Annotated in this window: 6 protein-coding genes; all 6 read left to right on the plus strand. The window is 72.7% G+C overall.

The features are described 5' to 3' along the window. The first annotated feature begins 116 nt into the window (after positions 1–116). The 6 genes from ABZS97_RS03205 (at position 117) to ABZS97_RS03230 (ending at position 10,690) form a co-directional block, all read left to right on the plus strand. A complete protein-coding gene (locus tag ABZS97_RS03205; RefSeq protein ID WP_356132907.1) occupies positions 117–467 on the plus strand; it encodes a CU044_2847 family protein in 351 nt (116 codons plus the stop codon). Then, a complete protein-coding gene (locus ABZS97_RS03210; RefSeq protein WP_356132909.1) occupies positions 464–2,197 on the plus strand; it encodes a trypsin-like peptidase domain-containing protein in 1,734 nt (577 codons plus the stop codon). Before ABZS97_RS03205 ends, ABZS97_RS03210 begins: the two co-directional genes overlap by 4 nt. A gap of 52 nt (positions 2,198–2,249) precedes the next feature. Further along, complete coding sequence (locus tag ABZS97_RS03215; RefSeq protein WP_356132911.1) at positions 2,250–3,263, plus strand: MoxR family ATPase; 1,014 nt, start codon at positions 2,250–2,252, stop codon at positions 3,261–3,263. Beyond that, complete coding sequence (locus ABZS97_RS03220; RefSeq protein ID WP_356132915.1) at positions 3,253–8,007, plus strand: SAV_2336 N-terminal domain-related protein; 4,755 nt, start codon at positions 3,253–3,255, stop codon at positions 8,005–8,007. The genes ABZS97_RS03215 and ABZS97_RS03220 overlap by 11 nt, the downstream gene beginning before the upstream one ends. A 182-nt stretch (positions 8,008–8,189) precedes the next feature. Then, entirely contained in the window at positions 8,190–9,227 is a 1,038-nt protein-coding gene (locus ABZS97_RS03225; protein WP_356132918.1) for a rod shape-determining protein, read from the plus strand. 14 nt (positions 9,228–9,241) lie between these two features. Continuing rightward, entirely contained in the window at positions 9,242–10,690 is a 1,449-nt protein-coding gene (locus tag ABZS97_RS03230; protein ID WP_356132920.1) for a GAF domain-containing protein, read from the plus strand. Positions 10,691–11,301: the final 611 nt, after the last annotated feature.

Here is an 11,301-nt window from a genome sequence, read left to right on the forward strand (position 1 = left end):
GTGTTCCCGCCAACGGCGGGGGCCGTTGTGAGCGGCGCGGAAACCGGGACAGCCCCAAGTACCGTCCGTAACAATGGAGATGCCGGAGGTCACAGACGACGGGGGTTCGAGGCGCCATGGACGGATTGGTCGAGTTCAGGACCCATGACGGAACGCCCGTCGTCGTCGAGACAGCCGAGGACGAGTCCGGCTCCCGGCTCGTCGCCCGGGACGACGGGACCGTCCAGGCGGCGCGCACCTTCGAAGGGTCGCTGGAGGGCGTGCGGGCCGCCGCCGAGTCCGCGCTGCGCGTGTTCCGCGACGGCAGTCTGCGCCCCGACTCCGTGGAGATCGAGTTCGGGGTGAAGCTCACCGCCGAAGCGGGCGCCCTGATCGCCAAGAGCACGGTCGAGGGCCACCTGGTCGTCAAGCTCTCCTGGTCGCCGGGGCCCACCGACAGCTCCCAGGAACCCTCACCGCAGGCATGACCAACGCCTCCTGGCACGCCAGGATCAGCTGCGGGCGGGAGACCGGCGCCGGGTTCCTGGTCACCGACCGGCACGTCCTGACCTGCGCACACGTGGTCGCCCGCAGCCGCACCGACGCGGTCGGCATCTCCTTCGCACAGGGCGAGCGGGACATTCCCGCGCAGGTGGTCGCGCACGGCGGCTGGGACGGCCGGGAGACCGACCCCGGCGACGTCGCCGTACTCGAACTCGACCGCCCCGTCCCGCTGAAGCCCGCCGAGTTCGCGACGCCGTCCGACGCGTACGGCGACCCACCGCGCCGGCTGCTGGCGTACGGCTTCCCCAAGCGGTTCGACGAGGGCACGCTCGCCGAATACCGGGCCACCGCCGACCAGTTGATCGCCGGTCAGTGGGTGCAGCTGGAGGCGTGGGCCGCGCACGGGCAGCCGCTCGTGCCCGGGTTCAGCGGCGCCGCGGTGACACTCGCGGACACCGGACGCGTCGTGGGCATGGTCTCCGCGGCCGCGCGCAGCCCCGAGATCCGCAACGGCCGGATGCTGCCCGCCCATGTCATGGCCCGCTACTGGCCGCGCCTGGGCGAACTGATCCCGACACCGGAGTACGGGCGGGGCGACAAGGAGCGGCTTCGGCAGCTCATCGAGGCGGTCGCGGAGCGGGGAGGAGCGCGCTGCGGGCCCGAGCGGCTGTACCAGGACGCGGTGGGCCCGCTCGGCCCGCCGCTGCCGTCGCACGGCTTCGCCTCGCTCTGGGACGCGGCCTGGTACCTGCTCTCCGAGGTGCCGGACAGCGAGGCCGCCGCCCGGTTCGCCGCGCGGCTCGCCGACTTCGTGGAGGACACGCCGACCCGGGGCGCCCTGCGCTCCTGGCCGCGCCCCCGGCGCACCCCGGAACCCCCGAAGCCGCGCACCACGGCGCCCGGCTGGTCCCCGATCCTCGTCGAGATCGCACCCAGCGGCTGCGGCGAGGGCCAGTTCCTGGTCGAGGTGTCCGCGTACAACGGCCGGCACCGCCGCGTCGTCGGTTCGCGCCCGCTCCCTGTCGACGGCGTCCGCCCCTACGTCCTGGAGCGCATCGACGAGGCCTACCACGAACTGGAGCCGGGGGCACGGGAGTTGATCGCTTTCGTGCTGCCGCGCCGCTGGCTCAACGCGGACGTGGCGCACTGGAAGCGCAGCGCCGACGACGACAGCCCGCTCGGCTCGTTCGCACCGCTCGTCGTGATGGACCTGGAGCGGCGGCGCAGCGGCGGCCTCCAGCACAAGCTGCTGCAGAAGTGGCGGCGCCTCGACGCCGAGCCTGCGGCCAGGCTGCACCGCATCGACTGCGCGGCCGTGGGGCAGGACCCGGTGAAGCTGACCATCGGCCTGCGGCGCGGCGCGGACATGGTGGGCTTCGGCGCCCCGCCCCGCGCGGACGGCACCCGGCGGCTGTTCCAGGCGAGCCTGAACGCGGCCGTGCCGGTGATGCTCTGGCCGCGCACGGGCTGCCGGGGCGAGCACCGCGGCGGAACCCACGGGGACTGCACGGGCGCCGTGTTCCTGGACCATCTCGCCGAACACCTGGCAGGTCTCCCGCCGGGCGAACTCCCTTTCCACATCCATGAGTTGCGCGAGACGGCGTACGCCTCGGACGCGCCGGAACCGCACTGGGCGCACGACCTGGCGCTGCTCTGGGAGGACCCCAGATGTCTGCCCGACCCGGTCGGCTATCTGCACAACCCCGTCGGCTGAGCGGCCTGCCCGCCTCGGACAGCCGGCATCCGGTACGCAGCAAGGAGAGAGCATGTCCCTGTGGCCCGTCTACACGGGTGGGAGCGAGCCCCACGACGGCATCGCGGACCTTCCCGCACCGCCGCCGTGGCGCGCCTTCGACGGCGGACCGGAGCTGGAGACCCCCGCGGAGGGCGGCGACACCTCGGCCACGTCCCCGGACCGCAGGCACCGCGCCCGCACCTACCGTGCCACGGATCGCGCGGTCCAACTCGTCAACGCGGCCCTGTACCTGCGCCGTCCGCTGCTGGTGACGGGCCCGCCCGGCAGCGGCAAGTCGAGCCTGGCGTACGCGGTGGCCAGGGAGCTGCGGCTCGGCCCGGTCCTGCGCTGGAACATCACCAGCCGCACCACGCTCCACGACGGCCTCTACCAGTACGACCCGCTGTCCCGCCTCTACGCCGCCGGGCGCTCCGCCGCCCGCGAACTGCCCGCCGACGGTGCGCTCCAGGACCATCTGCGGCTGGGCCCGCTGGGCACCGCGCTGCTCCCCTACGGCCGTCCGCGCGCGCTGCTCATCGACGAGATCGACAAGAGCGACCTGGACCTGCCCAACGACCTGCTGAACATCCTGGAGGAGGGCCAGTACGAGATTCCCGAGCTGGCCCGCGCCGCGCGTCACACTCCCGACGCGGAGGTGATGGTCGACGGCACCGACGACCGTGTCACCGTCTCCCGCGGGCGGGTCCGCTGCCGCGCCTTCCCCTTCGTGGTCCTCACCAGCAACGGCGAACGCGAGTTCCCGCCGGCCTTTCTGCGGCGCTGTGTCCGCCTCGAACTCCACCAGCCCCGCGACGCCCACCTGGAGTCCATCGTCCGCGCCCATCTGGGCGAGCCCGACGCCTACGCCCGCGAGCTGATCGCCCGCTTCCTCTCCCGCGGCACCGGCGGCGACCTCGCCACCGACCAGCTTCTCAACGCCATCTATCTCACCGGCGCGGCGGGCATCGACGCGGACTCCCGCGACGAACTGGCCGAGCAGCTGATGCCGTATCTGAGCGGGCCGCGGGACGACGATGACTTCTGACTCCGGTGGCGGGAGCGTCGACCGGTTCGCCGCCCTGCTCGGCCGGGCCGGGGGCGGGGCGCGGCCGAACTCCGTGGAACTGGCCGAACTGCTGTGGCTCGCGGGGAAGATGTCCCCCGGCGACCCGGTCCCGGAAGAGGCCCGTCCCGCCACTCTCGCCACCCCTGACGCCCCCGCCCCACCGCAACCCGCCTCCGCGCAGCCGGACCCCCAGCCCGCCCCCACGCCGCCGCCGGCTCCGGCGCCCCGACTTCCCGCCTCACGCGTCCCGTTGAGGCTGCCGGGAGGCCGGGACGCGGACGATCCCGCCGGCTCGTTCACCACCCTGCTCGCCCCCGCGCCCCCGATGCTGTCCCATCCCCTCGCCCTGCAACGCACCCTGCGCCCGCTCAAGCGCCGGGTGCCCGCGCCCGTCGGGCAGGAGCTCGACGAGGAGGCGACCGCGCACCGGATCGCGGGGCTCGGTGCGGCCCCGCAGTGGTGGCTGCCGGTGCTGCGTCCGGTGTCCGAGCGCTGGCTGACCCTGCACCTGGTGCACGACACCGGTCCGACCATGCCCGTCTGGCGCCCGCTCGTCCGCGAACTGCACACGACCCTGGTCCAGTCGGGTGTGTTCCGCACGGTGGAGCTGCACCGGCTGGACGCCGACGGGACGGTACGGCGTCCGGGCTCGCAGGAGTCGTACGCCGCCGGGCGCACGGTCACGCTGCTGGTCAGCGACTGCATGGGCCCGCAGTGGCGGGGCGGCGCGGCGGGCGCCCGCTGGTATCGCACGCTACGGCGCTGGGCGGCCCGGATGCCGGTCGCCGTGGTCCAGCCGCTGCCGGAGCGGCTGTGGCGCACCACCGCGCTGCCCGCCGAGCCCGCGCAGCTCGGCGCGCCGTGGCCCGCGGCGCCGAACGCCACGTACACCGTGGACTGCTACCTAGCCGAGAGCCTCCCTTCCGGCGTGCTCCCGCTGCCCGTCCTGGAACCCGCCGCGCCCTGGCTGGGGAACTGGTCGTCACTGGTGGCCGGGGCGGGCCGACTCCCGGGCTCCGTAGGCCTGTTGGGTCCCACACCGCCGCCCGCCCCGGTGGACGAGCGAGGCCGGGGCGACGTGGAGCGGCTCTCCCCCGAGGAACTGGTCCTGCGCTTCCGCTCGCTCGCCTCCCCCGAGGCCTTCCGTCTCGCCGGCCATCTCGCCGTCGGGCAGCCCCAGTTGCCGGTCATGCGCCTGGTCCAGGCGGCGATCGAACGCCGGCCCCAGCCTCAGCACCTCGCGGAGGTCATCCTCAGCGGCCTGCTCACCCACACCGGGGCCGGCCCGGACGCGTACGCCTTCCGCCCGGGCGTCCGCCCCCTCCTCCTGCGCACCCTGCCCCGCTCCGCCCATGGCCGCACGTCCGAACTGCTGGCCCGGGTGGGCGCGTTGATCGACGCGCGAGCGGGAGTGGCCGCCGGTGACTTCCCGGTGCTGGCACCGGGCGGCGACTCCCCGGCGTCCGCGGGCGAGCCGTTCGCGGCGGTGCGGGAGGAGAGTGTGCGGCGGTTGGGGGGCCACGGGGGAGGCCCCGAGGGGCTGCTTCTGGGGAGGTATCGGCTCCTGCGGCGGCTGGGGCGGGGCTCGCCGCAGGTATGGGAGGCCAAGGACACGCGGCTGGACAGGATGGTGGCGGCGTACGAGTACTCCGCGGCGAGGAACCATCAGCAGTTCGTGGAGAGGGCGCGACAACTCGCGGAGATCGACCACCGGAACATCGTCACGGTCCACGACTTCGGCATCGATCGCGGCGTCCCGTATCTCGTCACGGAATTCGTCGAAGGGGTGACGCTCGCCGAGCTGACCGCTCAGGGTGGCTTCCGGCTGCCCTTCACGATGCTCGCGCCGCTGGCCCGGCAGGTCGCGCGCGGCCTGAAGGCCGTACATCAATCCGGTACGGCCCACGGCCGTTTCACGCCGAACAGTCTTCAGTTGGACCCGGACGGCGGTGTCAAGATCACCCGCTTCGCCATGATGCCAACGGACGCGGACGACATTTCAAAGGATCTGAACGACTTCGGATGGATGCTGATCAAGCTGTCCGGCGTGAACGAGCCGAATCCCTCCCCCCATGTGCCCCTTGAGCGCGGGCCGCTGTTCACCGCTGTCTCCCACTCCCTCGGCTCGGCGGATCCGGACGTGCAGCGCCAGGGCCTGGACCTGCTGCTGTCCCCCTCCTTCGAAGAGATCCTGGACGCCGCCGCCGCGGACCGGCTCCGCTACCGCCTGCTCGGCCCGGTACGCGTCAGCCGGGGCGACCAGGCGCTGCCCTCGCTCCCCCCGGAGGAGAGGGCCCTGCTCGCCATGCTGCTCCTGCGGCATGGCAGGACGGTTTCGTACGACGACCTCATCGCCGGTCTGCGGGAGCGGCAGCCTCCCGACGACCGCCCGGCCCAGGCTCTGGCCGCTCATGCCTCCGCACTCCGCAGGGCCCTCGGCCCCGGCGCCCTCGCCACCACCACCGACGGCTACGCCCTCCTCGCACCCCCTTCCACCATCGACATCAACCGCTGCGAAGACCTTGTCGCCACGGCCAAGTCCCGTCGGGACGAGGGCGATCCCGCCGCGGCGCGCGAGGCCATCAAGTACGCCCTCGCCCTCTGGCACGGTGAACCCCTGGACGGCGCCCCGGGCCCCGCCGCCAAGGCAACGCGCACCCGGCTGCACGCCCTGTATCTCTCCCTCTGCGCCACCCGCGCCGAACTCGACCTGGAGCTCGGCCACTTCGAGCAGGCCGCAGGTGATCTCACCGCACTCCTCCAGGAGCACTCCAAACGCGAGGACTTCCGGCGGCTGCACATCCTCGCTCTCAAGGGCATGGGCCGGATCACGGATGCGATGGCGTCGTACGAGGCGTACGAGACGCACCGGGAGCAGCAGCACAGCGAGCCCAATCCCACGATGCTGGCGCTCTACCGCGAGCTGCGGGCCGCGCCGGAGCGTGGTCGTTCCACGGTCGTCGCCGAGTTCACGGAGCCCGGGGACCACCCGGCGGCGTACGACGTCCTGGGCCGCACGCTCACCCGGCTGCTCTCGCTCAGCGACCTGGCCTCGAACGCGTACGAGGTGCTCGCGCGCGACAACGGCTATGTGGTGATCACCGAGCCCGATACATCCGTACTACCCATCCTGGACGAGGTGTTTCGCGAGCTGTCCCATCTGCTCACGAAGTTGGAGCAAACACCGAGGGTCCGGCTCACGTTCTGGCACACCGCGCACTTCGCCCGGCCCGGCGTGCCGACCAGGCAACCCGACCTGGAAGCCGCCCTCGCGAACTCGACGGCGGACCTCGTGGTCGTCCTCTCCCCCGCTCTGCACGAGGAGTTGACCGCGAGCGGTGTCGATCTCGTCGGCGGGCACTCGTTCCGGCCCGTGCACCGGGGCTCGGCCGCCGGCCCGGCCATCGCCTGGTACTGCTCGCTGAACATCACCGCGACCGTCGCGGATCCCGGGCAACATGATCTGGCGCAGGGCCCGTTCACGACGCGCGACCTCCAGGCGATCCCCGCACCCGAGCCGGGCCGTACGGCCGTCGTGCGCAGCAGGTCCGACGGCAGACTGACCCTCCTCACCCCCGACCGTCCCCTCGGCACGCGCCCCGCGTACACCCCCGTCACGTACTACGAGGTCGACCTCACCACCCACCGGGCCTCGCACCGGCTGTCCCTGCCGAGCGCCGGAGGGGGGTCGTTCGCCGCGTCCGTGGAGCTGTCGTGGTACGTCGACGACCCGGTGTCCTTCGTAGCCGGCGAGACCAGTGACGTGTCCGGGCGACTGCTCGACCATCTGGTCAAGACGGCCGGGCGGCTCACCCGGAGGCACCCGCTGCGCCGGGCAGGCGCGGCGCAGCTCGCGGTGCGGGACGGGCTTCAGAAGTGGCCGGTGCCGGGACTGTCGGTGGCGTGTTCGGTGGTGCTGACCGCGGAGGAGGAACCTGCCCCCGCGGCGCCGGAGCCACCACCGTCCCGGCCGTCGAGGCGGGCGCCGTCCCGCGCGGAGGCCGCGCCACCGGACGCGCCCGCCGCCCTCGACGCCGCCGAGGCCGTACTCCTGGGCTTCGACGGGCCCGTGGCCCGGCTGTACACCCGGCAGGCATCGGAGCAGGCCATCCAGGACCTCGTGGCGCTCTTCGTCGAACTCCGGCACCCCGACGAGGCGTTGGGCGGAGAACGGCTGCTGTCGCAGAGCACCCTCCGGTCCCGTCGGGACGAGGCACCCGATCCGCTGGACCTGCTGCGTGCGCTGGCACACCACCGTCTGGGCGCCGACCTGCGCCAGGCACTCCACCGAGTGGAGGAGCGCGCCGCCCGCTCGGCGCGCCCCACCCCGCACGCCGCCTCGCTGATCCGCGCGCTCGGCACCCTGGGCCCGCCGGCCGCCGTCGTCTCGGACATCTCCACCGGCGCCCTCCTGACGTACCTGGAGTCCCGGGATCTCATGGCCTCGGTGCCGGGCGGAGCGCACGGCCGCGCCGACGACCTGACGCTCCTCACCCCGGACCCCTTCTGCCTGCTGCGTGCCCTGAGCCGGCTGGGCACCGCGCCCGCGGACGCCCTGCTGATCACCTCCTCCGTCACGGAGGTCACCGCGGCGCGCTCCATCGGCCTCCCCGTCCTCGGCTACGCCCCCGGTCAGCAGGCCAGGCTGCGTCTCGTCGAGGCCGGCTGCGAGCTGACCGTGGCCTCGCTGGAGCCGGTACTCGAAGCGGTCCGCGCCGACTGAGAGCTCCTTCGACTCCCCCTCACCGTTCTTCTTTATTTCGGACATTACGGACAAATACACCCGTCCAGCGGCACCCCACCCGGCCCCCCACAAAAGGCGACGCCCCGTCAGGGCCCGCACGATGCGAGAGAGGACCGCCACCCGGCGGGCCCGTACGGTCTGCGCTCTCGGGAGGATCTGCCATGACCGCCAGTCTGGAGCAGCTGCGCCGCTGCCACTTCGCCGTCGACCTGGGTGCGGCAAGGACCCGCGTGTACGTGAAGGGCGCGGGGCTGGTCGTCGATCAGCCGAGCGTCGCCGCGGTGAACACGAAGACGGGTGCGCTGATCGCCGTCGGCGAGTTCGCGGAGAAGATGACGGGCCGTACGCCGGACTACATCCGGGTGGTGCGGCCGGTGTCCGGCGGCACGGTCGTCGACATCGAGATGGCGCAGCGCATGCTGCGCCACCTGATCGGCGACAAGGCGCGCCGCGCCCTGCGCCGCAAGCCGCGGCTGCGGGCGGCGGCCTGCACCCCGCACGACGCGGACCCGCTCGCGCAGCGCGCGGCGATCGAGACGCTCGTCGGCCTCGGTGCCCGCCGGGTGGAGCTCGTCGACACGCTCATCGCGGCGGCCGTCGGCTGCGGACTGCCCGTGGAGCAGCCCGAGGCCACCATGATCATGGTGTGCGGCGCCGCCGCGACCCAGCTCGCCGTGCTGTCGCTGGGCTCGATCGTCACGGCCGAGCGCATCCCGGTGGGCGGCGAGGCCGTCGACCACGCGATCGTGCAGCACCTGCGCCACCAGCACGAGCTGATGCTGCCGAGTCAGGCGGTACGTCCGCTGCAGCTGGCGCTCTCCGGAAACGGGCTCACCCCGCACGGCCCCGCCTCGACGGAGATCCACGGTCGGGACGTGGCCACCGGCCTCGCCCGTTCCGTGCAGGTCGACACCGCTGCCGTACGCGATGCCATCCAGACCCCGCTGACCGCCGTACTGGACGGCATCGGCAAGGTGCTGCGCGCCTGCCCGCCCGATCTGGTGGCCGACCTCGCCGACCGCGGGATCATGATGGTCGGCGGGAGCGCCCTGCTCCCCGGGCTCGACCAGATGCTGCGGCACGCGACGGGCATGCCGGTGCACATCGCCGAGCGGCCCGACGTGTGCGCCGTGCAGGGCCTGGGCTACATGCTGGAGGGCAAGATCGAGCCACTCGTGCTGGACCCGCTGGCGGGCTGACCGGAACCCGGGTGATGACCGATCCCGTCCCCCGCCTGCCGCCCCTTCTGGAGGCCGTCCTCAACGTCGGCACCGACCTCGAACTGCGGGCCACGCTCCAGCACATCGTGGACGGCGCCGCCGAGCTGACGGGCGCCCGGTACGCGGCGCTCGGCACGGTCGACCCCGGGCAGGACGGGCTCGCGCAGATCCGTACGGCCGAGCCGGACCCGGTCGCGCAGCGGACTTCGGTCGGCCGGGGGGACGACTTCGTGGGCGTTCCGATCCGCGTGCGGGACGAGGTGTTCGGGACGCTCCACCTCGCCGACAAGGCGGGCGGCCCGTTCACGGACGAGGACGAGCAACTGCTGCGGCTGCTGGCCGCCCAGGCGGGTATCGCGATCGGCAACGCCCGGCTGTACGAGACGGCCCGTCAGCGGGAGCGCTGGATCGAGGGCGCCGCGGCCGTCACGACGGCGCTGCTGACCGGTGAGACCGCCGCCGACGCGCTGATGACCGTTGCCGAGCGGGCCCGGATCCTCGCCGATGCCTCGGCGGGCGTGATCCTGCAGCCCACCCCGGAGGGCGGTATGGAGATCGTGACCGCCTCCACCCATGAGGACCCCGGCGACATCGTCGGCACGACGATCGAGCCCGGCAGCGCGGTTCTCGAACAACTCCTGGGCGGGAGGCCGGTGTTCATCGAGGACTCGGCCACCGACCCACGCATGACGACGCATGTACGGCACCGGTTCGGGCCCAGCATGATGCTGCCGCTCCAGGCCGGCGGCCGTCTCATCGGCACCCTCGCCCTGCCGCGCCGTCGCGGCGACCGGCCGTACAGCCCGGTGGAGCGGCTGCTCGCCACCCAGTTCGCCTCGCAGGCCGCGCTGGCGCTGGTACTCGCGGACGCCCAGCACAGCAGGGAGCGGCTCGCCGTCTTCGAGGACCGCGACCGCATCGCCCGCGACCTGCACGATCTCGTCGTCCAGCGGCTGTTCGCGACCAGCATCATGCTGGAGTCCACCCAGCGCAGGACTCCGGCGAAGGACGTGCACGACACGCTCGGCAGGGCCGTCGACGAACTCCAGTCCACGATTCAGGACGTCCGCACGGCCATCTTCGCCCTGCAACAGCCGCCCGTGGACGCCCCGACCACCTTCCGCGGCAAGGTGCTGCGCGAGACCGCGGGCGCGGCCGCGCTGCTCGGCTTCCAGCCGTCCACCCGGTTCACCGGAGCCGTGGAGAACCGCATCACCGAGCCCGCCGCCGGCCATCTGCTGGCCGCCCTGCGCCGCGCCCTGGCCGCCGCCTCCCGCCGCACCGGCGTGTCACGCATCGCGATCACCGTCGACGTGACGGCCGCACTCCCCGACGGCCGCTCCGGGGTCCGCCTGACGGTGTACGACGACGGGGCGGCGGAGGGCAGCGGCAAAGAGGCAAACGGAAGAGGAACGACGGAGACCTGGCAGTCGCCGCTGTGAACATCACGGGCCGATCCGACGTATCACCCTCCGAACGTACGTTGCCGTCCGGCAAGGAGTGTTCGAATTCTCTACGACATACGCATGACTTGCCGGTCGGGCCGACGCACGGAACGGATGCAGCACATGAGAGAAAGCGCGAGAGACACCGAGGAGGAGCGGAAAGGACATGGGGGTGGAGAGTGCGACCCGGGCACCGTCACACAAAGTGACGCTCCCCCAGCGTAAGCCCCCTATAGGGACCCCGTACCCCACACGTATGAGGCGGGGGTCACCGCCGGTAGCCGCACACCTGCCGTGCGTGTATTGTCCGCGATGAAGTATCCGCATCAGATCTCAGGCTGTCTCCAGGCGTCTACAGGCTCACGCTCCTCCCACCTCGCGACGGGAATGGGACGGGCTGGATCTGTCAACGAAGAGTGGAGCTATGAGACAGCCATGAATTCTTGGGCCACCACGATCCAGCACGGATCAGCCGATTCCCGCGACGCGGAGAAGCGACACACCCCGATTTCCTCGGTAGCCGCCGACAAGGCCGCCGCCGTGAGGTCGAGCGGTCGGTTGGCATATGCCGCCGGATGGAGTTCGAAGAAGGCGATCACGTTCGACGC

The organism is Streptomyces sp. NPDC005485 (genome assembly GCF_040606085.1).
In the GTDB taxonomy this organism is placed as follows: domain Bacteria; phylum Actinomycetota; class Actinomycetes; order Streptomycetales; family Streptomycetaceae; genus Streptomyces.

Coding starts and splice junctions, on each gene's coding strand:
- ABZS97_RS03210 (WP_356132909.1), top strand. CDS start 464: ATGACCAACGCCTCCTGGCACGCCAGGATCAGCTGCGGGCGGGAGACC.
- ABZS97_RS03220 (WP_356132915.1), top strand. CDS start 3,253: ATGACTTCTGACTCCGGTGGCGGGAGCGTCGACCGGTTCGCCGCCCTG.
- ABZS97_RS03205 (WP_356132907.1), top strand. CDS start 117: ATGGACGGATTGGTCGAGTTCAGGACCCATGACGGAACGCCCGTCGTC.
- ABZS97_RS03230 (WP_356132920.1), top strand. CDS start 9,242: ATGACCGATCCCGTCCCCCGCCTGCCGCCCCTTCTGGAGGCCGTCCTC.
- ABZS97_RS03215 (WP_356132911.1), top strand. CDS start 2,250: ATGTCCCTGTGGCCCGTCTACACGGGTGGGAGCGAGCCCCACGACGGC.
- ABZS97_RS03225 (WP_356132918.1), top strand. CDS start 8,190: ATGACCGCCAGTCTGGAGCAGCTGCGCCGCTGCCACTTCGCCGTCGAC.